This is a genomic window from Burkholderia sp. Bp9143, assembly GCF_003853645.1.
Lineage (GTDB): Bacteria > Pseudomonadota > Gammaproteobacteria > Burkholderiales > Burkholderiaceae > Burkholderia.
Window position 1 is genome coordinate 146,333 of sequence record NZ_QTPO01000003.1, and the last position, 22,772, is coordinate 169,104.

Consider the following 22,772-nt stretch of genomic DNA (forward strand, 5'->3'; position numbering starts at 1 on the left):
TCAACCGCCGGGCAAGGCCGGTACCGACGTGCGGGCGGCCAAGGCGCGCTGCTTTAAGGCGCGCTTTCGAGCAGCCCGAGCACCAGCGCGCGGCGCACCGCGTGCTTGCGCGAGCTGGCGTCGAGCTTGCCGAACAGGTTCTTCAGGTGCCACTTCACGGTTTCCTCGCCGACGGCGAGCGCCACCGCGACCTCCTTGTTCGACAGGTTGCGCGCGAGCAGCTCGAGGATCGCGCGTTCCTTGGGCGTCAGCACGACGCTCGGCACCGCGCGCGGGCTGGCCGTGCTGCGCGGCGCCGGCGGCACGATGCGCGGCTGCGGCTGCACGGGCCGCGCGGGACCGTCGCCCGCGGCCGCCTCGTCGCCGGCGCGGCGCGCCCAGTCGGCGACGGCCGGATGTGCGTCGGCGAGCGTGCGCGTGAGGCCGAACATGTCCGCGAGGTTCATCGCCTCGTCGAGTAGCGCGCGGCCGCCGTGCCCCGACTGTTCGAGCGCGAACGCGCTCAGCGCCATGATCTCGATGCGCTCGCGTCCCATGCTCATTTCGCGGGCCAGCACCGCCGCTTCGTCGAGCGCAGCGCTCGCATCGTCCCAGCGGCGCGAGGCAAGCGCCGCACCCGCGTGCGCCATCGCTTGCAGCAGCACGACCGGGCGCCGCCACAGCGGCCCGTGCGACGGAAATTCGGCCGCGGCGATCGCATCGATCCGCTCGACCAGCGCATGGCAGGTCGCCTCGCGATAGCGCGCCGCGTGAATGCGCACCTGCTCGGCGAGGCTCGCGACCGACAGGCGCGGCAACCGGCGCGCGACACCCATCGCGTCGAGCGCTTCGAGCAGGTCGATCGCGCGATGCTCGACGCCGCGCAGCAGCGCGATGCGCGCGGCCGTCCGGTAGCCGAGCAGCACGGTGTCGGGCGTGCCCGCGTGCTCGAGCACGTCGAGCCGGTTCGCGAGCAGCGCGGCGGCCTGGTCGACGCGATCGGCCTCGTACGCAATCGCCGCGCACATCGCCGCGAGCATGCAGGTCAGCGGATGGCGGCGCCCGAGATCGGCTTCCGCGCGCGCGAGGGCCGGCGACAACGCGTCGTCCGCGAGCCGGATCTGGCCTTCGCGCAGGTAGCTCAGCCCGGTGATCAGCTCGCCCCAGCGCGCGACGTAGCCGAACCCGGCTGCCGTCTCGCCGCGCGGCGCGGCCTGCTGGAAGCGGCGCGCCTGCGCCGGTTCGCCGACGATGATCGCGCGCGCCGACAGGCGGTTCGCATGCATCTGCGCGAGCCACGTCGCCGCCGGCGGCGTGAAGTCGGCCCACGGTTCGAACAGCGCGACGAAATGGTCGATTTCGTCCGCGTAGTAGGCCGCCGCGCTGAGGATCAGCGCGCATTCGTAGCGCATCGCGGCCGGCGTGCCGGCGTCGGCCAGGATGCCCGCGATCTGGCGCTGTGCCTCGACATGGCGCTCGCCGAGCGCCAGTGCCCAGGCGACCGCGATCCGCAGCGTCGGGCGCTTGTCGAGTTCCGCATCGGGCAGCAGCGCGAGCCAGTCGAGCACGTCGTTGATGCGGCCCTGCTTGATCGCGTCCTCGAGGCAGCGCTGCGCGAGCGCGTATGCCGTCTCGAACTGGCCGGCCGCATACGCGTGGCGCGCGGCTTCCTCGGTCATCCCGTGTGCGTCGAGCCACGCGGCCGCGCGTGCGTGCAGCGCGTTGCGGTCTGCGTCGGAGCCCGCCGCCAGGCGGTCGCGCAGCGTATCGCGCACGAGCGGATGCAGCCGGCACCAGTCGGAATCGTCGGACGCGATGAACAGCGGCGTGTCGCGCGCGAGCCGCGCGAGCCGGTCGGGGGCATCCGCGTCGTCGAGCAGCGCGGCGCACAGCGACGGATGCAGGCGGTCGGCGACGCTCGTGTGCGTCAGGAACGCGGTGTCGTCGGCCGACAAATTCACGAGCAGCAGCTCGACGAGCCGGTCGCGGGTGCCGTCCATCCGCGCGGCGAGCGCGTCGACGGCCTGGCGCGGATTGGCCGAGCGCGCCATCGCGGCCATCGCGAGCTGCAGCCCGAGCGGCCAGCCGTCGACCCGTTCGAACAGCCGCGCGCACGCGTCTGCGTCGACCCGCTGCGCAAAGCGCGCGCCGACCAGCGCGATCGTCTCGTCGAGCGTGAAGCGCAGCCAGTCGGGGCCCGCGAGCGTGCATTGCCCGCCGGCGAGCAGGTCGCCGGCCGCGTGATCGAGCCCGCGCCGGCCCGCGACGACCACGCGCAGGTTCTGCGGCGCGTTGTGCAGCACGTAGGTCAGCGCGTCGAGGCCGGCGGGCGGCAGCCGCTCCGCGTCGTCGACGATCAACAACGCGTCGATCGACAGTTGCGCGACTTCGGCCAGCCACGCGGTCAGCCCCTCCAGCGCGCGGGCCGCGCCGTCCGGAACCAGGCGCCCGAAGCCCGGCCGCGCGCAACCGGTGCGCACCGCCTGCACGAGCCCCTGCAGCAGGCGCGGCGCGTCGTCGCGCTCGTCCGCGGACAGCCACACGACCGCGCGGCCGAGCGCGAGGGATTCGCGCCGCCATTGCGCGAGCAGCGAGGTCTTGCCGTAGCCGGCCGGCGCCTGCACGAGCGTGACGGGCCGGGCGTCGAACGCCGGTGCGGCGAGGCTCAGCCGCGCACGCGCGAGCAACTGCGCCGGCACGCGTGGCGCGGTCGTCTTCAGCACGAGTTCGGTGGGAGGCGCGTCGGCGCGATCGGGTGGGTGGGCCATCGGGGCAGCAGTCGGAATCCGGCGATGCCGTGCGGGCCAGCGTCCGGGGTGGGTGTGGGGGGAAGGATCGACCGAACCGCGTTCACGCGTCAATCCCCCCCGCGACGAGTGGGGCCGCACCGCCGCCCGGTCGATAGCATGGGTTCCGATGCGTGACGAACGCGATTGACGAATGCAACGAGGAGGGGCCATGAACATCGTATCGACCGGCGCGCGACGCAGCGCGCCGAACGCCGGATAAGCGGAGCGGCACGATGTATCGCCATCTGCTCGTGACGGTCGACGGCGTGCCCGGCGGCATCGACGCGATCGGCCATGCGCTCGAACTGGCGCGTGCGGTCGGCGCGCGGGTCACCTTCGTGCTGTCCGGCGCCATGCCCGACTCGCGTTTATCCGGAGCGCGGATGCCGGAACACGGTGCGAAAGTGGAAGCCGCCGCACGGGCGCAGGGTCTATCCCATGCGATCGCGGGGGCCGGCCATCCGGGGGCCGGCCATCCGGGGGCCGGCGACACGTCGCCCGGCGCGCTCGCCGGCACGCTTGGCTGCGACCTGATCGGCGTCGCGGCGCTGCCGCACGATGCCGATGTCGGCGCAGCCGCGCAACGCCGGTTGCTGCTCGCGACGAGCGGCGTGCCGGTGCTCGTATGCCCGGCGCGGCATGCGCCGGCCGAGACACGCGTGATGGCCCGCTGCCTCGCCGCGCATCGCGCGCTCGGCGAGCGGCTGAAGGCGCTGATGATGGCGAGCGAGGGCTCGAACGCGGCAACGCGGCCGACCTCCGACGCCGACGCCGACGCGGACGGCACGCGGGCGGCACTGGCATCGCTCGCGGCGCTGCAGAACGCGCGTTTCGGCACGTCCGCCGAAGCACGCCTCTGCGCGGCATTGCGCAGGCGGGCGGAGAGCACCGCGGCCGAACTCGACGAGCTCGACCGCCAGCGGCGCCGCGATGCACACGCGCTCGACGCGCTGGCGCGGCTCGCCGCCGACGGACTGCCGTCGGTCGCGTTCGATGACGCGCTCGCCGTCTATGCGCGCGGCGCGTTCGAGCAGATGGGGCGCATGGAAGGCGTGATTTTCCCGGCCGCGCGGCGCTACCTGGGCGACGCCGACTGGACCGAACTGGACGCGCCACCGGCGAGCGGCGCAGCCGCGACGACGCCGGGCGCGGACGAACCCGACGATGCGGAACACGCATCCGACTGAATACCTACGGAGAACAAGATGGCACATGCAGTGCGATTCCATGAAACCGGCGGCCCCGACGTGCTGCGCTGGGAAGAAGTCGACGTCGGCGATCCGGGCCCCGGTCAGGTGCGCCTGCGGCACGAGGCGGTCGGCCTGAACTTCGCCGATACGTATTTCCGCAGCGGCCTGTATCCGGTGCCGCTGCCGGCCGGCATCGGCGTCGAGGCCGCCGGCGTGGTCGAGGCGGTCGGCTCCGGCGTGACGAACGTCGCGGTCGGCGACCGCGTGACCTACACGGGCTTCCTCAACACGCTCGGCGCGTACAGCACGGAACGGCTGATCACGGCCGCGCCGCTCGTGAAGCTGCCGGCCGGCATCGCATGCGAAACGGCCGCGGCGATGACGATGCGCGGGCTGACGTCGGCGTACCTGTTGCGCCGCATCCACGCATTCGCGCCGGGCGACACGATCCTGCTGCATGCGGCCGCGGGCGGCGTCGGGCTGATCGTGTCGCAATGGGCGAAGCTGCTCGGGCTCACGGTGATCGGCACCGTGTCGAGCGAACACAAGGCCGCGATCGCCCGCGTGCACGGCTGCGATCATACGATCGACTACAGCCGCGAGGACGTCGCGAAGCGCGTGCGCGAACTGACGGACGGCGCCGGCGTCGACGTCGTGTTCGACAGCGTCGGCAAGGACACCTTCGAGGGCTCGCTCGATTCGCTGAAGCGGCGCGGGCTGATGGTCTGCGTCGGCACCGCGTCGGGCCCGATCCCGCCGTTCGATCCGCAGCGCCTCGCGATGAAGGGCTCGCTGTACCTGACGCGCCCCGCGCTGGCCGACTACATCGCCGATCCGGCCGAGAAGAACGACCTGGCCGGCGAGCTGTTCGCGCACGTCGCGGCCGGCCGCATCCGGATCGAGATCAACCAGCGTTATGCGCTGCAGGACGCGGCGCAGGCGCATCGAGACCTCGAGTCGCGCAAGACGACCGGCTCGTCGGTGTTCATCGTCTGAGGAGACGCGCATGCGAGTCGAACCCCTGACCTGTGCGATCGGCGCGGAGCTGCTGGACGTGAGCCTCGCCGACGCCGTGCACGACGACGGCCTGTTCGCCGAAATCCGCACGCAGCTGCTGCGCCATCGCGTGCTGTTCCTGCGCGACCAGGACATCACGCGTGCCGAGCACGTCGCGTTCGCGCGCCGCTTTGGCGAGCTCGAGGATCATCCGGTCGCTGGCAGCGACCCCGAGCACCCGGGGCTCGTGCGGATCTACAAGTCGCCCGACCAGCCGAACGACCGCTACGAGAATGCGTGGCACAGCGATGCGAGCTGGCGCGTGGCGCCGCCGTTCGGCTGTGTGCTGCGCTGCATCGAGGGTCCGCCGGTTGGCGGCGACACGATGTGGGCGAACATGGTGCTCGCGTACGAGCACCTGCCGGAACACGTGAAGCAGCAGATCGGGGACTTGCGCGCGCGCCACAGCATCGAGGCGAGCTTCGGCGCGGCGATGCCGATCGACAAACGTCTCGCGTTGAAGGCGCAGTACCCGGACGCCGAGCATCCGGTCGTGCGCACGCATCCCGAAACGGGCGAGAAGGTGCTGTACGTGAATGCGTTCACGACGCACTTCACGAATTTCCATACGCCTGGGCGCGTGCGGTTCGGGCAGGACGCGAACCCCGGCGCCGGCCAGTTGCTGCAATACCTGATCAGCCAGGCCTATATCCCCGAATACCAGGTGCGCTGGCGCTGGAAGAAGAACAGCGTCGCGATCTGGGACAACCGCAGCACCCAGCATTACGCGGTGATGGACTACCCGCAGTGCGTGCGCAGGATGGAGCGCGCGGGCATCGTCGGCGACGTGCCGTTCTGATCCGAACGCACCCGCACCGTAACCGATCCGCGACATCGCACCACGCGCCTGGCCCGCCGCCCGGCGCGACGGGATACGCACGCCCGTACACCCCGAACACAACGATTCCATTGGAGGACGACATGCAATTTCTCGACGATTCGCTGCACCCGGAAAACCAGGACAAGGTGGTCATCACGGTCGCGCCGTACGGCCCCGAATGGATGCCCGCCGATTTTCCGGAAGACATTCCGGTGACGATGGACGAGCACGTGCAGAAGGCAGTCGACTGCTACAACGCGGGCGCGACGGTGCTGCACCTGCACGTGCGCGAACTCGACGGCAAGGGCAGCAAGCGGCTGTCGAAATTCAACGAACTGCTCGGCCGGCTGCGCGACGCGGTTCCCGACATGATCCTGCAGGTCGGCGGCTCGATCTCGTTCGCGCCGGAAGGCGACGGCGCGGAAGCGAAATGGCTGTCCGACGACACGCGCCACATGCTCGCCGAGCTGACGCCGAAGCCCGACCAGGTGACGGTCGCGATCAACACCGTGCAGATGAACATCACCGAGCTGATGAACCGCAAGGACATCGCCGGCACGTCGCTGAACGAGGCCGCGCTGTGGGACGCGTACCGCGAGATGACCGTGCCGGCCGGCCCCGGCTGGGTCGACGAGCACCTGCGCCGCCTGCAGGCGGCCGGCATCCAGCCGCATTTCCAGCTCACCGGCATGCATGCGCTGGAGACGCTCGAGCGGATCATCCGCCGCGGCGTCTATCGCGGTCCGCTGAACGTCACGTGGGTCGGCATCGGCGGCGGCTTCGACGGCCCGAATCCGTACAACTTCATGGAATTCGTGCGGCGCTGCCCGGACGGCGCGTGCATCACGCTCGAATCGCTGATGAAGAACGTGCTGCCGATCAACACCGTCGCGATGGCGCTGGGCCTGCATCCGCGCTGCGGGATCGAGGACACGATCATCGACCAGAAGGGCAACCGGATGACGTCGGTGCAGCAGGTCGAGCAGTGCGTGCGGATCGCGCGCGAACTCGGCCGCGACATCGCGACCGGCAAGGAGGCGAAGGCGATCTACCGGATCGGCGTGCAGTACGACGGCGTCGACGAGACGCTCGCGCAGCTCGGGATGGCGCCGAACCGCCGGCCCGGCCAACTGAGCGTGCCGCTGCGCGCGGCCTGACGCACCGCGCATCCGGGCGGCCCGCGAGCGCCGCCCGCCGATCGATGTGGCGCGGCACCCACCCTCGCGCAGTGCGCGAGGCAAGCTCCGACGAACGGAGCGGGGCCGCGCAAGCCGCGCCGGCGCGTTGCCGCACCGGTGCCGGAGGAGACACGCATGCTGATTCATCACGTCGAGCCGTCGCTGCAGGACGTGGCGGCCACCGGGCGGCGCGCGCCGGCCTATGCCTGGCTCGTGTTCGGGCTGACCGTCGGCCTGCTGCTGTCGGACTACATGTCGCGGCAGGTGCTCAATGCCGTGTTTCCGCTGCTCAAGCACGCGTGGGGACTGTCGGACACGCAGCTCGGTTCGCTGTCCGGCGTCGTCGCGCTGCTGGTCGGGCTGCTGACGTTTCCGCTGTCGGTGCTCGCCGACCGCTTCGGCCGCGTGCGCAGCATCGTGCTGATGGCCGCCTTGTGGAGCGTCGCGACGCTCGGCTGCGCGCTGTCGACCAATTACACCGAAATGCTCGTGTCGCGCGGGCTCGTCGGCCTCGGCGAAGCCGCGTACGGCAGCGTCGGCGTCGCACTGATCCTCAGCATCTTTCCGGCGCGCCTGCGCGCGACGCTGACCGGCGCGTTCATGGCCGGCGGCGCGTTCGGCTCCGTGTTCGGGATGGCGCTCGGCGGGCTGGTCGGCGCGCATCTCGGCTGGCGCTGGTCGTTCGGCGTGATGGCCGCGCTCGGCATCGTGCTGCTCGTCGCGTACCGCGGCGTGGTCACCGAACGGCGGCTCGCGGCATGTCGCGTCGAACCGTGCCGGCCCCATGGCGATGCGCCGCGCGACCTGCGCGGCAGCGTGCGTGTGCTGATGTCGGGGCTGTTCGCGTCGCGTTCGGTGATCTGCGCGTATGTCGGCAGCGGGCTGCACCTGTTCGTGCCCGGCGCGCTGTTCGCATGGCTGCCGAGCTACCTGAACCGCTATTACGCGATGGCGCCGGACCGCGCCGCCGTGCTCGCGGCCGGCTTCGTGCTGCTGTCGGGCGTCGGCATGGTCGGCTGCGGGATCGTCACCGATCGCGTGGGGCGCGCCGACGGCTCGCGCAAATGGCTGACCGCGATCGCGTATTGCCTGCTGACGGGCGTGTGCCTCGCAGTCGCGTTCCGGCTGCCGCCCGGGCCGCTGCAGCTCGCGCTGATCTGCGCGGGCATGCTGGTCGGCGCGGGCGCATCGGGTGCGTCGGGCGCGATGGTCGCGAACCTGACGCCGGCCGCGATCCACGCGTCGGCGTTCGCGACGCTCACGCTCGCCAACAACCTGCTCGGCATGGCGCCGGGCCCGCTGCTGACGGGGTGGGTCGCCGATCGCGCCGGGCTCGTCGGTGCACTGCAATGGATTCCCGCCGTGCCGCTCGCGGCCGCGGTGCTGTTCGCGATCGGACGCGCGAGCTACGCGGCCGATCTCGCGCGCGTCGAACGTGAACGGCGCGCGTCACACCTTTCCTGAACCGAACCCTCCCGGAGGCTGCATGACCCTGGCGACCACGCCCACCATCCTGATCGTGCCCGGCTTGCGCGATCACGTCGAAGATCACTGGCAGACGCATCTGCAACGACGCCTGCCGAACGCGCGCGCCGTCGCGCCGCTCGAAGCCGACAAGCTGAGCCGCGCCGCACGCGTCGCGGCGCTCGATGCGGCACTGGCCGCGATCGACGGCCCCGTGATTCTCGTCGCGCACAGCGCCGGCGTGATGATCGCCGTGCATTGGGCGCAGCAGGCGACGCGGTCGATCGATGGCGCGTTGCTCGCCACACCGGCCGATCTCGATACGCCGATGCCCGCAGGCTATCCGGCACCGGATGCGCTCGACGCGCACGGCTGGACGCCGGTGCCGACCCGGCCGCTGCTGTTTCCGAGCATCGTGGCCGCGAGCCGCAACGATCCGCTTGCGCGCTTCGAACGCGTCGAGGCGATGGCGGCGGGGTGGGGTAGCCGGCTCGTCGATCTGGGGGAGGTCGGGCATTTGAATCCGGCGTCCGGGTATGGCGAGTGGCATGACGCGGAACGACTGATCGGGGAGGTGATCGCGCTCCGTTCCGACTGAGCGCCGTCTGCAACGCGCCGCGCAGGATTTCATGCCGGCGCGGCCGCGTGAACCGATTCCATTTCAACGCCCGCTGATATACGACGTCCTAACACGACACCCATCCATTGACCCAGCGCGCCGTGAAATCGGTCAGTCAGCAAATCCTCGACAAACGGAAGGTTTTTGTTAGGGAAATTCCCGCCCCGCGCCGGTCGGTTTTTTGTTGACCGACATCGTATAACACCGTCATGATTTCCCGAAAGAAAGGTCCCATCCACCGACCGAAGCGAGGAGACATGAACACCACCACGATCGCGCGCCGTGTCCGCCGGATCGCCCTGGCGCTGGGCCTGACGCTGCCGGCCGCGGCCGCCGTCGCGGCCCCCGTGTCGCTGAATGTCGTCGACGTCGCGGGCAACCTGCAGCTCACGCAGAAGGCCATCGAGGCGTTCAAGGAAAAGAACCCGAACCTCGTCGCGAACGTCACGTTCACGAACGCGCCCGCGCCGCAGCTGCCGGGCAAAATCAAGGCGATGCAGGCGGCGGGGCGCGCCGACATCGACCTCGTGCTGACCGGCACCGATGCGCTGGCCGCCGGCATCGAGCAGAACCTGTGGCTGAAGCTGCTGCCCGACAACGCCGGCGCGTTCCCCGGCGTGCTCGACAGGTACGCGCCCGGCCCGCGCAAGATGCAGGATGTCGCACAGGGCTTCGGTCTCGAAGTGACCTACATGCCGGCCGGCCCACTGCTCGAATACAACCCGGCCAAGGTCAGCGACCCGCCGAAGACGCCCGAACAGCTGCTCGCGTGGTGCAAGGCGCACCCGAACAAGCTGATCTACGCACGCCCGGCCAACTCGGGCCCCGGCCGCACGTTCCTGATGGGGCTGCCGTACGTGCTCGGCGACAAGAACCCGCAGGATCCGATCAACGGCTGGGACAAGACCTGGGCGTTCCTGAAGCAGCTCAACGACTGCGTGCCGTACTACCCGGGCGGCACGTCGGCGGTGATGAAGGAGCTCGGCGAAGGCACGCGCGACATGACCGTGACCGTCACCGGCTGGGACCTCAACCCGCGCGCGCTCGGCATCGTGCCCGCCGACTTCCGGATCCAGTCGTTCGACAACATGACGTGGGTCAACGACGCGCACTACATGGTGATCCCGAAGGGCGTGGCGAAGGACAAGCTCGACGTGCTGTTCAAGCTGATGAACTTCCTGCTCGAACCGGCGCAGCAGGCAATGACCTACGACGACGGCTACTTCTATCCGGGCCCGGCGGTGAAGGGCGTGACGCTCGAGATGGCGCCCGCGCACAGCCAGGAGGTGATCAGGAAATTCGGCCGCCCCGAGTACGCGAAGCTGCTTGCGGATCGTCCGCACGTGCAGCCGCTCAACGCGCAGGCGATGGTCGCCGCGTTCCAGAAGTGGGACCGCGAGATCGGGTCGCAGAAGTCGAAATGACGCATGAACCCGCGGGCGCCGCGGCGCCCGCGCCGATGGAGTTCGCGTAATGAAGCACAGTTTCGAACGGTTGCGGCTCGACGGCGTGTGCCGCAGCTTCACCAATGCGGAGGGCGCACAGGTCGCCGCACTGGACGGGCTCGATCTCGACATCAGGCGCGGCGAGTTCATCGCGCTGCTCGGCCCGTCGGGCTGCGGCAAGTCGACCGCGCTGAACTGCATCGCCGGGCTGCAGCCGCTCACGAGCGGCGGCATCTGGCTCGACGACACGCGCATCGACGTGCTGCCGCCCGAGCGCCGCGGCTTCGGCATGGTGTTCCAGAACTACGCGCTGTTCCCGCACATGTCGGTGCTCGACAACGTCGGCTTCGGGCTGAAGATGCGCGGCCTGCCGAAGCAGGAAACGCGGCGGCGCGCGCAGCAGGCGCTCGAACTCGTGCAGCTCGTCGGCCACGAGGGCAAGCTGCCCGGGCAGCTGTCGGGCGGGCAGCAGCAGCGCGTCGCGATCGCGCGCGCGATCGTCATCGAGCCGCCGCTGGTGCTGATGGACGAGCCGCTGTCGAACCTCGACACGAAGCTGCGCATCGAGATGCGCGCCGAGATTCGCCGCATCCACACGCAGCTCGAACGCGCGACGATCTACGTGACGCACGACCAGGACGAAGCGCTGTCGATGGCCGACCGGATCGTCGTGATGAAGGAGGGCGTCGTGCAGCAGGTCGCGTCGCCGAAGGACGTGTACACGCGCCCGCACAACCTGCACGTCGCGCGCTTCATGGGCTATCGCAACGTGCTGCCGTTCACGCTCGAAGGGATGGCCGGCGACTACGTGAACGTCACCGCCGCCGGCGTGCGCGTCACCGGCGTGCCGATGGCCGGCTTCGACGGCAAGGACGTCGTGGTCGCGCTGCGCCCCGACGACATCGAGCGCGCGGAAGACGGTGCCGACAACGCATTCGACGCGACCGTCGAGACGGTCGAATACGGTGGCCGCGACTCACTCATCCGCGCGATCGCGCCGTTCGGCCCGATCTGGGCGCGGGTCGCCGGCGAATTCGCGGAGGGCGAGCGGCTGCGGCTGCGCGTGGCGCCGGCGCGCACGCTCGTCTATGCGGGAGACGCGCCATGAACGGCCGCGGCACCGCGTGCGCGGCAGCGCGCCCCCGGGAGGCCGCATGAGCACGCTCGCGACCAGCGGCACGCCGCGCGACGCGAAGGCGTGGCTCGTGACGCCCGCGCTCGCGTTCATCGTCGCGCTGTTCATCTATCCGTTCGCGTACGGGCTCGTGCTGTCGTTCCAGCCGATGAACGGCGGCAGCGCGCTCGCGAACTACGTGCAGTTCTTCACCGATACCGCGATGTGGCCGACCGTGCTCGTCACGCTGAAGCTCGCGGTGCCGGCGACGCTGATCAACGTCGGCGTCTCGGTACCCGTCGCGTTCGCGCTGCGCCGCAACTCGCCGTACCAGAAATTCGTCACGACGCTGCTCGTGATTCCCGTCACGCTCGGCACGGTGCTCGTCGCCGACGGGATGCTCACGTACTTCGGCCCGAACGGTTGGTTCCTGCAAGCGCTGCAGGGGCTGCACCTGTACACCGACGAAGTGCGCCTCACGCACAACTACTGGGGCGTGCTGCTGTCGCTGATCGTGTCGGGCTTTCCGTTCGCGTTCCTGCTGATGCTGTCCTACATCAGCGGCATCGACCCGACGCTCGCGCGCGCCGCGGCCACGCTCGGCGCGAACCCGTGGCAGCAGTTCCGGCAGATCTACCTGCCGCTGCTCGTGCCGGGGCTCACGATGGCCGCGTGCCTGTCGTTCGTGCAGGCGTTCTCGGTGTTCCCTTCCGCCGTGCTGCTCGGCGCGCCGGCCGGGCCGACGCGCGTGATCTCGATCGCGGCCGCCGAAGCCGCGTTCGAGAGCTACGACTATTCGCTCGCGTCGGCGATCGCGATCGTGATGGGCTTCGTGCAGTTGCTGGTGGTCGCGTCGATGCTCGGTGCGCGCCGCTTCTTCTATACCGGTCCGGTCACGGGAGGCAAGGGCTGATGGCGACCGACAATCATGCCGCGCCGGCGTGGCCGCCGAAGCAGAACCCGCCCGGCGCGCAGCCCGTCAACGCGATGAAGCCGCGCAAGCTGCGCGGCAGCCTCGCCGGCCGTGCGTGGAAGGCGCTCGTGTGGGGGCTGATGGCGTTCTTCCTGCTGAACGTGATGCTGCTGATCGCGACCGTCGCGGTGAACTCGGTCGCGACGCGCTGGTTCGGCACACCGCTGCCGCAGGGCTTCACGCTGCACTGGTATGCGAAGGCGTGGGAAGACTTCCAGCTCGCGAGCGTGCTGTGGGTGACGGTCGAAGTGGTCGGCGCGGTGGTGCTGCTGTCGGTCGCGCTCGGCGTGCCGGCCGCCTATGCGCTCGCGCGCGTGCGGTTCCGCGGCAAGCGCTTCGCGCTGCTGGTGTTCCTGCTGCCGCTGATGGTGCCGCCCGTCACGTACGGGATCCCGATGGCGACCGTGATGTACAAGGTCGGGCTCGCCAGCACGCTGCCGGGCGTGATCCTCGCGAACCTCGTGCCGGCGCTGCCGTTCGTGATCCTCGTGATGACGCCGTTCATCGAGCAGATCGATCCGAACCTCGAAGCCGCCGCGCGCATCTTCGGCGCGAACACGTGGCGCTATTTCCGCTACGTGCTGCTGCCGCTGCTGGTGCCCGGCATGCTCGCGGCGGGGTTGCTCGTGCTGGTGCGCACGATCGGGATGTTCGAGCTGACCTTCTTCACCGCGGGCCCGAGCACGCAGACGCTCGTCGTCGCGCTGTATTACGCGGTGTTCTCGACCGGCGTGCGCGCGCCGCAGTCGATCGACGCGATGGCGATGATCTACATGGCCATCACGCTCGTGTGGGTCGTGATCGCGCTGCAGTTCGTGAGCCCGACGCAGCTCGTGAGTCGCGTGAAGCAGGAGCGGCAGTAGGCGGTCACGCGAACGACAACGGCGGGGCGGGGCGCGTGGGCGTCGTGCGGGCCGTCCATTTGCCCGCCGGCATCCGTGCAATTGGTTACAAATGGATACCGCGAACGGCACGCGGACGTTGCAGACTACGCGGCGTACGGCTCGGCGATGCGTTTGCATGCATTCGCCGTCGCCATCCGACGTTCACCCGATTCACGGAGTTCCATGAAGCTTCAAACGCTCCTGACGCTCGGCGCTGCCGCCACGCTGCTTGCCGCCTGCAACCTGCTCCACGATGGCCCCGGATCGAGCGACGTCGATGCCGCGGTGCGCCGCGCGCTCGAAGCGGAAAACCACGGCGGCCTGAACGCGCTGTTCGGCCAGCCGCTGCCCGTGTCGGCCGACGTGATCTCCGCGAAACCCGACGGCGACTGCAAGAAGGTCGGCGAACGGACCTACACGTGCGACGTCGTGGTCACGTGGCGCAACAGCGATTACACGCCGTCGCGCGCGAACCTGACCTTCGTCCAGGCCGCCGACGGTTCGTGGCAGACCTCGGGCGTCGACGCCGCCATCGCGACCGGCGCCGCCAAGTCGCTGATCGACAGGATCGGCAAGGCGTGGCCCGGCAATGCGGCCAGCGGCGCATCGGCGCCGCAGTGACGCGCCGTTGAAGGGCGGCGTCGCACGTCCTTCCGGGTACGGTCCCGCTGACGGGCCGCGCCGTTCCTTCATTCCGACGCGGCTAACTGAGCGCCCCGCCAGCGATGACGACGACGGCAAAGAAGAAAAAGGGCGCAAACGCGGTCCGGTTTCGGCCGAAGCCATCGTCGGTATGCGGGCCGGCATATAGGGAAAACCCTTAATTCGAGATATAATCACGGGCTAGAAGAAAGGTCGAACCATGCCCGAACGTTTCCAATCCCTTGAAAAATTTGTGTTTTCCCTGGTCGTGATGTCCGCGGTCTTCTGCTCCGCCTTCCTCGCGTACGAGCGTCACCCCGAGATCAAGATCGCGCTGCACGAAGGCGAAGCGCTGATGCGCGAAAGCGCCAAGTATTCGGTCATCTGCTCGCCGTCCAAGGTCGATCCTTGCGTCGAGATGTCCGCTTACTGATCGATCTTCGCGTCGAGGCTCGCGCGCCGGTCGGCGCGCGGCAGTGAACGGCGTCATAGGCGCCACGTCTTCATTTTCGGACTCGCCCTACAAATTGCGCGGCATGAATTCCTTAAAGTAGAGCCCATCAGGAATTCAGAAACCGACTGCAAGATAGGGCGGATGCACGAACCCGTAACGTGCCGAGTCGCTGGCGTAAGCAGCCCCCATTCCGTCGGCCCCGCTTCGAGCAATCGAGCGGGGCCGCTTCATTTGCGCGGCCCATCTGTGCGCCCCGCTTACACGGTCCTGATTGCACGACCCGAATTCGCGCGGTCCGGACCTTCCGTCCGCAGCGACAGGCGTCACACCACGTGCCGCGGTTCGCCGCGCACGAACGCGTCGACGTTGTCGACGAGCTGGTCGGCCAGTGCCTGCATCGCCTCGTCGCTCGCCCACGCGACGTGCGGCGTCAGGATGAATGCCGGATGCGACAGGAGCGCGTGGAACGGATGCGCGGCCGGCAGCGGCTCCTGCGTGACCACGTCGAAGCCCGCACCCGAAATCCGCCCCGACTGCAGCGCGTCGACGAGCGCGCTTTCATCCACGAGCCCGCCGCGCGCGGTGTTGATCAGCAGCGGGCGGCGCGCCATCCGCGCGAACGCGGCCGCGTCGATCAGGTTCCGGGTCGCCGGCGTCAACGGGCAGTGCAGCGTGATCACGTCGCTGTCGCGCAGCAGCGTGTCGAGCGGCACATGGTCGCCGTCGCGGGCATCGCCATGTGCGGCGAACAGCACGCGCATGCCGAGCGCGCGGGCGATCCCGGCCACCGCGCGGCCGAGCACGCCGTCGCCGACGATCCCGAGCGTCGCGCCGGCCAGGTCGCGGATCGGATGATCGAAGAAGCAGAACTGTCCGCTGTCGAGCCAGCGTCCCGCGCGCACCGCGTCGCGATACGCGACGAGGCTGCGCCGCAGCGCGAAGATCAGCGCGAACGTATGCTCGGGCACCGTGCGCACCGCATACCCGCGAATGTTGCTGACGACGATGCCGCGCGCCGCGCAGGCATCGAGATCGACGATGTCGGTGCCCGTCGCGGCGATCGCGATCATTTTCAAATGCGGCGCACGGTCGAGCGCCGCCGCGTCGAGCCGGACCTTGTTGGTCACGACGATGTCTGCGTCGCCGATACGCACGGCCACTTCATGCGCGGCCGTCCGTTCGAAGGTCCGGAGGGCGTGCGGAAACGGAAACGGCTTCAGCACGGTCTGCGGCGACAACGTCGCGCGGTCGAGCAACACGATCTTCGCGGGAGAGGAGCTGGAAAACATGGCGGGTCTCGCTGACGGGCGCCCGGCGGGCGCGCAACGGCAACGATTCTGCCAACGGCGCGCGTGATCGGGCTTGCGCATTGCGCGAGCGCGCTTTCCCGCGCGGAAAGGGCGGCGCGACGCTTTCCGGCTTCACGGCCATGCGTGCCTTTCCGTTCGGGAAAGGCTGGTTGAGCATCGATCGATTTTCGCCGGATGCGAACGCCGTCATGATCGCCGTCATCGACAACACGATTTCATCGGAGACAGTCATGACGCGCCCCCTGGACGGTATTCGCGTGCTGGAACTCGGCCAACTGATCGCCGGGCCGTTCGCGGGCCGGATGCTCGCCGAATTCGGCGCGGACGTGATCAAGGTCGAGCCGCCCGGCGTCGGCGACCCGCTGCGCAAATGGCGGCTGCTGCACGACGGCACGTCGGTCTGGTGGGCCGCGCAGTCGCGCAACAAGACCTCGCTCGCGCTCGACCTGCGCACGCCCGAAGGGCAGGACGTCGTGCGTCGGCTCGTCGCCGAGACCGACGTGCTGATCGAGAACTTCCGGCCCGGCACGCTCGAAGGCTGGGGGCTCGGCTGGGACGCGCTGTCCGCGATCAACCCCGGGCTCGTGATGCTGCGCGTCTCGGGCTTCGGCCAGACCGGCCCGTATCGCGACCGGCCCGGCTTCGGCGTGATCGCCGAGGCGATGGGCGGCCTGCGTCACCTGACCGGCGAACCGGGCCGCACGCCGGTGCGTGTCGGCGTGTCGCTCGGCGATTCGCTGTCGGCGCTGCACGGCGTGATCGGCATCCTGCTCGCGCTGCGCCATCGCGAGCAGCAGGGCGGCAAGGGGCAGGTCGTCGACGTCGCACTGTACGAATCCGTCTTCAACATGATGGAAAGCCTGCTGCCCGAATACTCGGTGTTCGGCGCGGTGCGCGAGGCGGCCGGCAGCAGCCTGCCCGGCATCGCGCCGACCAACGCGTACCGCTGCCGCGACGGCAAGTACGCGCTGATCGCCGGCAACGGCGACAGCATCTTCCGGCGCCTGATGGAACTGATCGGGCGCCCCGACCTCGGCAACGATCCGGCGCTCGCGCACAACGACGGGCGCGTCGCGCAGGTCGCGCGCATCGACGCGGCGATCGGCGAATGGAGCGCGCGGCACGACCTCGACGGCGTGCTCGCCGCGCTGAACGACGCGCGCATTCCGTCCGGGCGCATCTACGACGTCGCGGACATCGCGGCCGATCCGCATTACCGCGCGCGCGACATGATCGTCGACGCGGCGCTGCCCGACGGCACGCCCGTGCTCGTGCCGGGCATCGTGCCGAAACTCGGCGCGACGCCGGGACGCATCGAGCGTCCGGCACCCGCGCTCGGCGCCGATACCGACGCGGTACTCGAATCGATCGGCATCGATGCCGCGACGCGCGACGACTGGCGCACGCGCGGCGTGATCTGAACCGGCCACCGGGACGACCACATGAGCAAGCATCCCCAACGACTCTACATCCACGAAGTCGCGACACGCGACGGTTTCCAGAATGAAGCGGCGTTCGTCGACACCGACGACAAGATCGCGCTGGTCGACGCGTTGAGCGCGTGCGGCTACGCGAAGATCGAGGTCACGTCGTTCACGTCGCCAAAGGCGATCCCCGCGCTGCGCGACGCGGAAGCCGTGATGCACGGCATCGTGCGCGCGCCGGGCGTCGTCTATACGGTGCTCGTGCCGAACGTGCGCGGCGCGGAGCGTGCACTGTCGTGCGGCGTCGACGAGGTGAACCTCGTGATGTCGATGAGCGAGAGCCACAACCGCGCGAACCTGCGGATGACCCGCGAGCAGTCGTTCGCGCAACTGCGCGACGTGATCGATGCGGTGCGCGGCACGGGCGTCGCGATCAACGTGTCGCTGTCGACCGCGATGGGCTGCCCGATGGAAGGCGACGTACGCGCGGAAACCGTGCTCGCGTGGATGCAGCGCTTCGCGGATCTCGGCGTGCACGGCTTCACGCTGTGCGACACGACCGGCATGGCGTATCCGTCGCAGGTGCGCGACCTGGCCGAACGCGCGCGCGAACGCTTCGGCGCGCTGCAGCTCACGCTGCACTTTCACAACACGCGCGGGATGGCGCTCGCGAACACGCTCGCCGCGCTCGACGCCGGCATCGACCGCTTCGACGCGTCGCTCGGCGGGCTGGGCGGCTGTCCGTACGCGCCGGGTGCGACCGGCAACGCGTGCACCGAGGAACTCGTGCACATGCTCGCGCTCGACGGCTACGATACGGGCATCGACCTCGCGGCCGTGCTCGCCGCGGCCGCGCGGCTGCCCGCGCTGATCGGGCATGACGTGCCGAGCCAGATCCTGAAGGCCGGGCGCCGCTCGGATCTTCATCCGCCGCCGCGCGCCGAGGCCGGCGACATGCCGGCGCAGCGGGCTTTCTCGTGAACAGTCGTGAACAGGAGCGAATCACATGGCGCTGATTGACCACCTCGACCACCTCGTGCTGACCTGCGTCGATCCGGAGCGGACGAAGCACTTCTATACGGAAGTGCTGCAGATGCAGCTCGAAACCTTCGGCGCGGGCCGGCTCGCGTTCCGCTTCGGCAACCAGAAGATCAACCTGCACGTGCGCGGCGCGGAGTTCGAGCCGAAAGCGCACGTGCCTGTGCCCGGCGCGCTCGACCTGTGCTTCATCGCGGCGGTGCCGCTCGACGACGTGATCGCGCATCTGCGCCGCGTCGAATGGCCGATCGTCGAAGGGCCCGTCGAGCGCACCGGCGCGACGCAGAAGATCCGGTCGGTGTACCTGCGCGACCCGGACCTGAACCTGATCGAGATTTCCGAGCTGGTCTGAGTCGCGCTGAGCCGTGCCGGTCGTGCCGCGTCATCGCGCCGGTCCGCCGGTCCGCGCACGCGTCGACACGACGTGCCCGTTGCGTGCGCAGTCCTCCGCCGAAAGCGGACAGGCGCGCGCCGCACCCGCCGATTCCGGATAGCCGGCCCGGGTTGCGCTGCGGATAATGGTGCAACGGCGTCAGACCGTCCGGCGCCTTCGCAGCGGGCACCGCGAACGTCCCGCACATCCGCAATCCGACCCAGGCGCTTCCCGAATGACGATCCTCTATCGCGGCATGGACCGCGCGGCGCTCGACGCCGCCTACCTGAACACGAAGGCCATTCCCGATTTCCCCGCGGTGCTCGCATCCTGCCAGGCGCGCAGCGCGGCGCTTTACGACGCGACGCCCGGGCGGCGCGACCTGCGTTACGGCGCGCGGCCGGCGCAGCGCTTCGACTGGCTGCGGTGCGGCCGGCCCGACGCGCCGCTGTTCGTGTTCATTCACGGCGGCTACTGGCAGCACTGCGCGAAAGAGGATTTCGCGTATGCGGCCGCCGGGCCGCTCGCACGCGGCTTCGACGTCGTGCTCGCCGAATACACGCTCGCACCAGCTGCATCGATGGCCGACATCGTCGGCGAGATCGGCGCGTTGCTCGACCATCTCGCGGCCGACCCCGACGGCATCGGCACCGCTGGGCGACCGATTCACCTGAGCGGTCACTCGGCCGGCGGCCATCTGACGGCCGTGCATCGCGCGCATCCGGCGGTCGTGTCGGCGCTCGCGATCAGCCCGCTCGTCGATCTCGAGCCGATCTCGCTGTGCGTGCTCGACGACAAGCTGAAACTCACCGCGCAGGAAATCGCCGCCTACAGCCCGCTGCGTCATGTCGGGCCCGGCGCACCGACCGTCGTCGCGGTCGGTGCGGCCGAGTTGCCCGAACTCGTGCGCCAGGCGCACGAATACGCGGACGCGTGCGAAGCGGCCGGCGAACGGATCGCGCGTGCCTGGCTGCCCGGCATGCAGCACTTTACGGTGCTCGACGATCTCGCGACACCCGACAGCGCGATGCTCGCCGCATTGCAGGCGATCGCACCGCGCTGACCGCGCCGTTTTGCGTCGTCCTGCGCGATGTCGCGCCGTGCGCGGCCGGGCGTATGATCGGCATCAGGCCGGTCCGGCGCCGTTCGCGCGCGCCGCATGGCTTTCCCCAGGACCTTCATCATGGTGAACCCGCTTCATTTCGATCTGCAGTCGCTGCGCGTATTCGCGCTCGTCGCCGAGCACGGCAGCCTGACCAAGGCGGCCGAACACGGCCAGCTCACGTTGTCCGCGGTCAGCAAGCGGATCGCCGAACTCGAGAGCGTGACCGGCAGCGCGCTGTTCGTCCGGCATGCACGCGGCGTCGAGCTGACGCCTGCGGGCCACGCGCTGCTCGACCATGCGGCGAAGGTGATCGAGCAGGTCAACCGGATGGCGCACGAGATGAGCGACTACGTCGCCGGCGTGCGCGGCCACATTCACGTGTGGACCAATACGTCGGCCATCGTCCAGTTCCTGCCGGCCGATCTCGCCACGTTCCTCACCGACAACCCAGGCATCAAGGTCAGTCTCGAGGAGCGGCTGAGCCACGAGATCGTCGACGCGCTCGCGTCCGGCAAGGCCGATCTCGGCGTGTTCGCGGACAACGTCCCGGCACCCGGCATCGAACGCCGTCTGTACCGGCGCGACGAGCTCGTGCTGCTCGTGCCGCGCGGGCATCGCTTCGCCGCGCACGACAGCATCCGCTTCGCGGACACGCTCGATGAAGACTACGTCGGCCTGAGCGACGGCAGTTCGCTGCTCGCGCGGATGACCGACGCCGCATTCGCGGCCGAGCGCTCGCTGAAGCTGCGCATCCAGGTATCGAATTTCGACGGCGTGAGCCGGATGATCGAGGCCGGGCTCGGGATCGGCGTGCTGCCGCGCGATGCGGTGACCGGCGAGCGCGCGGCGCGGCTGGGGGTCGTGAAGCTCGACGACGCGTGGGCGACGCGCACGCTGTGGGTCGGCGTGAAAGCCGGCACCGTGCTGACCACCGACATCGCGAAGCTGTTCGATTTCATGTCGGCACGCTGAACCCTCCGAGCGCGCCGCGCGCGCGATGCACGGGGCACGGGGCACGCAGCTGCATGCCCCGTGCCGGTCGCCGCGTCATACCGGGTTGATGTCGTCCTGGCTGCGCCGCGTGGTCAGCGGCCCGAGCACGCGCAGCGTAACGGCGACGATGCCGAGCGCGACCGAGATCACGCCGAACATCGCACCCGCGCCATGTTCGGCCAGCACCGGCAGCAGCACGAACGGCAGCGCGCCGCTGACGATGCGCGACAGCGCATACGTGCTGCCGATCGCGGTCGAGCGTACGCGTGCCGGGAAGATTTCCGCCTGGTACACGTGATACGCGTTGCTGAACACGTTCGATGCACAGGTCGTCAGGAAACCGAAGCAGACGATCAGCATCGTATTGCCCGAATACGCGAAGCACAGCCCGAACGCGGCGATCGACAGGATCGACACGATCACGAGCGTGCGGCGCTCGATCCAGTTCAACAGCGGAATCGACAGCAGCGAGCCGATCGGATAACCGATGAACGACAGCGCAATGAACAGCGTGCTGTCCGTCACGTCGAACCCGCGGCTCTTGACGACCGTGCCCGCGAGGGTGCCGAAGCCGTAATAGCCGAAGCCCTGGAACAGGTGGAATACCGCGAGCATCAGGTAGCGCGCGCCGTAGGGCCGGCGGCGCAGCAGCGCGATGCGCTCGCCGAGGCTCAGTGGCCGCTGCGGTTCGGCCGATGCCGCGAACTGCGCGGGCACGCGCACGCCCGCGCTGTCCGCGAAGCGCTTCGCCGCGGCATGCGCATCCGCGGTGCGGCCCTGCGCGAGCAGCCAGCGCGGGCTTTCCGGCAGCCGGTGCTGAACCAGCAGCACGTACACGGCGCCGAGGCTGCCGATCGCGAGGATGATGCGCCAGCCGGCCACGCCCGCGACATGCAGCGGATTCAGCCACAGTGCGAGGAAGCCGACCAGCGGCACCGCGACGTACGAAGTCGTATAGGCCCACGCGGCGAGCCGTCCGCGCTTTTCCTTCGGCAGAATTTCGGACAGGAAGCTGTCGGCGACCGGGTAGATCGCGCCGACGCCGATACCCGTCAGGAACCGGCATGCGACCAGCATGTCGGCGTTCACCGAGAATGCGCCGATCAGCGAGAACGCGCTGTACCAGACGAGCGTCATCACAAACGCCTTGCGCCGGCCGATGCGGTCGGCGAGGCTGCCGAGACACATCGCGCCGACGAACATCCCGATGAATGCCGACGCCAGCAGCAGCTTGAAATCGGCGCTTTGCCGGCTCAGCCCGTATTCGTTCTGCAGCGCGGAGCCGATCGTGCTGACGAGGAAGATCTCGAACATGTCGAAGAACAGCCCGATGCCGATCACCCAGACGACGAATCGGTGCAGTGCGCCGACCGGCAGGTCGTCCATGAATTCGCCGAGCGTGATGCCGCGGGCGGGCAGGGCCTTCGCATCGGCGCCGGCCCGGGCCGCGGACGGTACGGCGGACGCGGGTCCGCCCGCGGTGCCGCCAAGGTCGAGGGATTGGCTGTTCATCGTGTCTCCAGATTGTCGATTTGCCGTGGCGCGACGCCCGGCCGTTCGCGGCCGGCCTGGCGGGCCCGGTCGCGCGACGCGACGCATGTGCCCGCCAGGCCCGCTAAGGGCCGGATGCGCGGGCGGCGCCGATCGTCCGAAACATGGTGGGCGAATTTGCTCGACGCGATAATTGCGGATGCTTCAAGCATCCTTTCCCGCGCAGAAAGGCTGCGGAACGCCCGCGGGACGGGCTTCGGATGAAGGGCCGGCCGCCGCGGAAACACAAGGGCAGGGAAAACCATGGGAGGCGCTGTGCGTGTTCGGCGGTCCGCGACGCCGTACGGAGCGGTTCGGCAGGGTCGAGCCGGCCGGCGCCGCGCTACGGAGCGGCAGGCGCAACCTCCCGCATTCGTCACGCGCTATTGCCC

Annotated in this window: 21 protein-coding genes; 17 read left to right on the plus strand and 4 right to left on the minus strand. The window is 69.6% G+C overall.

All coding sequences use genetic code 11. The features are described from left to right. Positions 1–53 precede the first annotated feature (53 nt). Positions 54–2,747 (minus strand): LuxR C-terminal-related transcriptional regulator, encoded by a 2,694-nt coding sequence (locus DIE23_RS03300; RefSeq protein ID WP_124610777.1) that lies wholly within the window; start codon positions 2,745–2,747, stop codon positions 54–56. 254 nt (positions 2,748–3,001) lie between these two features. Here DIE23_RS03300 and DIE23_RS03305 point away from each other — a divergent pair, with 254 nt between their 5' ends. From DIE23_RS03305 to DIE23_RS03360, 12 genes are all read left to right on the plus strand, one after another. Then, on the plus strand, positions 3,002–3,955 hold the full coding sequence (locus DIE23_RS03305; protein ID WP_124610778.1) for a universal stress protein: 954 nt from the start codon (positions 3,002–3,004) through the stop codon (positions 3,953–3,955). Positions 3,956–3,973: 18 nt separating this feature from the next. After that, complete coding sequence (locus DIE23_RS03310; protein ID WP_124610779.1) at positions 3,974–4,954, plus strand: quinone oxidoreductase; 981 nt, start codon at positions 3,974–3,976, stop codon at positions 4,952–4,954. Between the two features lie 10 nt (positions 4,955–4,964). After that, a complete protein-coding gene (locus DIE23_RS03315; protein ID WP_124610780.1) occupies positions 4,965–5,813 on the plus strand; it encodes a TauD/TfdA family dioxygenase in 849 nt (282 codons plus the stop codon). Between the two features lie 122 nt (positions 5,814–5,935). Beyond that, positions 5,936–6,991, plus strand: coding sequence for a 3-keto-5-aminohexanoate cleavage protein (locus tag DIE23_RS03320; protein WP_124610781.1), 1,056 nt, complete (start codon positions 5,936–5,938; stop codon positions 6,989–6,991). A 156-nt stretch (positions 6,992–7,147) separates the two neighbouring features. Beyond that, positions 7,148–8,476, plus strand: a complete 1,329-nt coding sequence (locus tag DIE23_RS03325) for an MFS transporter (RefSeq protein WP_124610782.1) — start codon at positions 7,148–7,150, stop codon at positions 8,474–8,476. 22 nt (positions 8,477–8,498) lie between these two features. Then, positions 8,499–9,074: an alpha/beta hydrolase gene (locus DIE23_RS03330; protein WP_124610783.1), complete on the plus strand. Its 576-nt coding sequence runs from the start codon at positions 8,499–8,501 to the stop codon at positions 9,072–9,074. 278 nt (positions 9,075–9,352) lie between these two features. Further along, positions 9,353–10,519, plus strand: a complete 1,167-nt coding sequence (locus DIE23_RS03335) for an ABC transporter substrate-binding protein (protein ID WP_124610784.1) — start codon at positions 9,353–9,355, stop codon at positions 10,517–10,519. 49 nt (positions 10,520–10,568) lie between these two features. Further along, entirely contained in the window at positions 10,569–11,648 is a 1,080-nt protein-coding gene (locus tag DIE23_RS03340) for an ABC transporter ATP-binding protein (protein WP_124610785.1), read from the plus strand. Positions 11,649–11,694: 46 nt separating this feature from the next. Next, a complete protein-coding gene (locus DIE23_RS03345; RefSeq protein WP_124610786.1) occupies positions 11,695–12,567 on the plus strand; it encodes an ABC transporter permease in 873 nt (290 codons plus the stop codon). Then, on the plus strand, positions 12,567–13,490 hold the full coding sequence (locus DIE23_RS03350; RefSeq protein WP_124610787.1) for an ABC transporter permease: 924 nt from the start codon (positions 12,567–12,569) through the stop codon (positions 13,488–13,490). The genes DIE23_RS03345 and DIE23_RS03350 overlap by 1 nt, the downstream gene beginning before the upstream one ends. Before the next feature lie 204 nt (positions 13,491–13,694). Continuing rightward, positions 13,695–14,132 (plus strand): hypothetical protein, encoded by a 438-nt coding sequence (locus tag DIE23_RS03355; RefSeq protein WP_124610788.1) that lies wholly within the window; start codon positions 13,695–13,697, stop codon positions 14,130–14,132. A 241-nt stretch (positions 14,133–14,373) separates the two neighbouring features. Further along, the gene (locus DIE23_RS03360) at positions 14,374–14,586 is read left to right on the plus strand and encodes a hypothetical protein (RefSeq protein ID WP_059467484.1); all 213 of its coding nucleotides are present in this window, start codon (positions 14,374–14,376) and stop codon (positions 14,584–14,586) included. A gap of 344 nt (positions 14,587–14,930) precedes the next feature. On the opposite strand, the gene DIE23_RS03365 is transcribed toward DIE23_RS03360, so the two are convergent. Both DIE23_RS03365 and DIE23_RS39975 read right to left on the minus strand, forming a co-directional pair. Further along, on the minus strand, positions 14,931–15,866 hold the full coding sequence (locus DIE23_RS03365) for a D-2-hydroxyacid dehydrogenase (RefSeq protein ID WP_260435948.1): 936 nt from the start codon (positions 15,864–15,866) through the stop codon (positions 14,931–14,933). Continuing rightward, entirely contained in the window at positions 15,769–16,149 is a 381-nt protein-coding gene (locus DIE23_RS39975; protein ID WP_260435946.1) for a hypothetical protein, read from the minus strand. Before DIE23_RS39975 ends, DIE23_RS03365 begins: the two co-directional genes overlap by 98 nt. Here DIE23_RS39975 and DIE23_RS03370 point away from each other — a divergent pair. From DIE23_RS03370 to DIE23_RS03390, 5 genes are all read left to right on the plus strand, one after another. Beyond that, positions 16,148–17,338: a CaiB/BaiF CoA-transferase family protein gene (locus tag DIE23_RS03370; RefSeq protein ID WP_124610790.1), complete on the plus strand. Its 1,191-nt coding sequence runs from the start codon at positions 16,148–16,150 to the stop codon at positions 17,336–17,338. The two genes, DIE23_RS39975 and DIE23_RS03370, sit on opposite strands and share 2 nt — an antisense overlap. Positions 17,339–17,359: 21 nt before the next feature. Further along, a complete protein-coding gene (locus DIE23_RS03375) occupies positions 17,360–18,322 on the plus strand; it encodes a hydroxymethylglutaryl-CoA lyase (RefSeq protein ID WP_124610791.1) in 963 nt (320 codons plus the stop codon). Positions 18,323–18,347: 25 nt separating this feature from the next. Further along, on the plus strand, positions 18,348–18,731 hold the full coding sequence (locus DIE23_RS03380) for a VOC family protein (RefSeq protein ID WP_124610792.1): 384 nt from the start codon (positions 18,348–18,350) through the stop codon (positions 18,729–18,731). A 256-nt stretch (positions 18,732–18,987) separates the two neighbouring features. Continuing rightward, on the plus strand, positions 18,988–19,815 hold the full coding sequence (locus DIE23_RS03385) for an alpha/beta hydrolase (RefSeq protein WP_124610793.1): 828 nt from the start codon (positions 18,988–18,990) through the stop codon (positions 19,813–19,815). Between the two features lie 120 nt (positions 19,816–19,935). Next, positions 19,936–20,829 carry a LysR family transcriptional regulator gene (locus DIE23_RS03390; protein ID WP_124610794.1) on the plus strand — a complete coding sequence of 298 codons (894 nt, stop codon included), beginning with the start codon at positions 19,936–19,938 and terminating at the stop codon, positions 20,827–20,829. Between the two features lie 75 nt (positions 20,830–20,904). Here the strand turns inward: DIE23_RS03390 and DIE23_RS03395 are convergent, their stop codons facing one another. Further along, positions 20,905–22,362: an MFS transporter gene (locus tag DIE23_RS03395; protein WP_124610795.1), complete on the minus strand. Its 1,458-nt coding sequence runs from the start codon at positions 22,360–22,362 to the stop codon at positions 20,905–20,907. Between the last annotated feature and the right edge of the window lie 410 nt (positions 22,363–22,772).

What these genes read in the sequence shown, in the direction of transcription:
- DIE23_RS03300 (WP_124610777.1), bottom strand. Translation starts at nt 2,747, where the DNA reads ATGGCCCACCCACCCGATCGCGCCGACGCGCCTCCCACCGAACTCGTG.
- DIE23_RS03305 (WP_124610778.1), top strand. Translation starts at nt 3,002, where the DNA reads ATGTATCGCCATCTGCTCGTGACGGTCGACGGCGTGCCCGGCGGCATC.
- DIE23_RS03310 (WP_124610779.1), top strand. Translation starts at nt 3,974, where the DNA reads ATGGCACATGCAGTGCGATTCCATGAAACCGGCGGCCCCGACGTGCTG.
- DIE23_RS03315 (WP_124610780.1), top strand. Translation starts at nt 4,965, where the DNA reads ATGCGAGTCGAACCCCTGACCTGTGCGATCGGCGCGGAGCTGCTGGAC.
- DIE23_RS03320 (WP_124610781.1), top strand. Translation starts at nt 5,936, where the DNA reads ATGCAATTTCTCGACGATTCGCTGCACCCGGAAAACCAGGACAAGGTG.
- DIE23_RS03325 (WP_124610782.1), top strand. Translation starts at nt 7,148, where the DNA reads ATGCTGATTCATCACGTCGAGCCGTCGCTGCAGGACGTGGCGGCCACC.
- DIE23_RS03330 (WP_124610783.1), top strand. Translation starts at nt 8,499, where the DNA reads ATGACCCTGGCGACCACGCCCACCATCCTGATCGTGCCCGGCTTGCGC.
- DIE23_RS03335 (WP_124610784.1), top strand. Translation starts at nt 9,353, where the DNA reads ATGAACACCACCACGATCGCGCGCCGTGTCCGCCGGATCGCCCTGGCG.
- DIE23_RS03340 (WP_124610785.1), top strand. Translation starts at nt 10,569, where the DNA reads ATGAAGCACAGTTTCGAACGGTTGCGGCTCGACGGCGTGTGCCGCAGC.
- DIE23_RS03345 (WP_124610786.1), top strand. Translation starts at nt 11,695, where the DNA reads ATGAGCACGCTCGCGACCAGCGGCACGCCGCGCGACGCGAAGGCGTGG.
- DIE23_RS03350 (WP_124610787.1), top strand. Translation starts at nt 12,567, where the DNA reads ATGGCGACCGACAATCATGCCGCGCCGGCGTGGCCGCCGAAGCAGAAC.
- DIE23_RS03355 (WP_124610788.1), top strand. Translation starts at nt 13,695, where the DNA reads ATGAAGCTTCAAACGCTCCTGACGCTCGGCGCTGCCGCCACGCTGCTT.
- DIE23_RS03360 (WP_059467484.1), top strand. Translation starts at nt 14,374, where the DNA reads ATGCCCGAACGTTTCCAATCCCTTGAAAAATTTGTGTTTTCCCTGGTC.
- DIE23_RS03370 (WP_124610790.1), top strand. Translation starts at nt 16,148, where the DNA reads ATGACGCGCCCCCTGGACGGTATTCGCGTGCTGGAACTCGGCCAACTG.
- DIE23_RS39975 (WP_260435946.1), bottom strand. Translation starts at nt 16,149, where the DNA reads ATGACTGTCTCCGATGAAATCGTGTTGTCGATGACGGCGATCATGACG.
- DIE23_RS03375 (WP_124610791.1), top strand. Translation starts at nt 17,360, where the DNA reads ATGAGCAAGCATCCCCAACGACTCTACATCCACGAAGTCGCGACACGC.
- DIE23_RS03380 (WP_124610792.1), top strand. Translation starts at nt 18,348, where the DNA reads ATGGCGCTGATTGACCACCTCGACCACCTCGTGCTGACCTGCGTCGAT.
- DIE23_RS03385 (WP_124610793.1), top strand. Translation starts at nt 18,988, where the DNA reads ATGACGATCCTCTATCGCGGCATGGACCGCGCGGCGCTCGACGCCGCC.
- DIE23_RS03390 (WP_124610794.1), top strand. Translation starts at nt 19,936, where the DNA reads ATGGTGAACCCGCTTCATTTCGATCTGCAGTCGCTGCGCGTATTCGCG.
- DIE23_RS03395 (WP_124610795.1), bottom strand. Translation starts at nt 22,362, where the DNA reads ATGAACAGCCAATCCCTCGACCTTGGCGGCACCGCGGGCGGACCCGCG.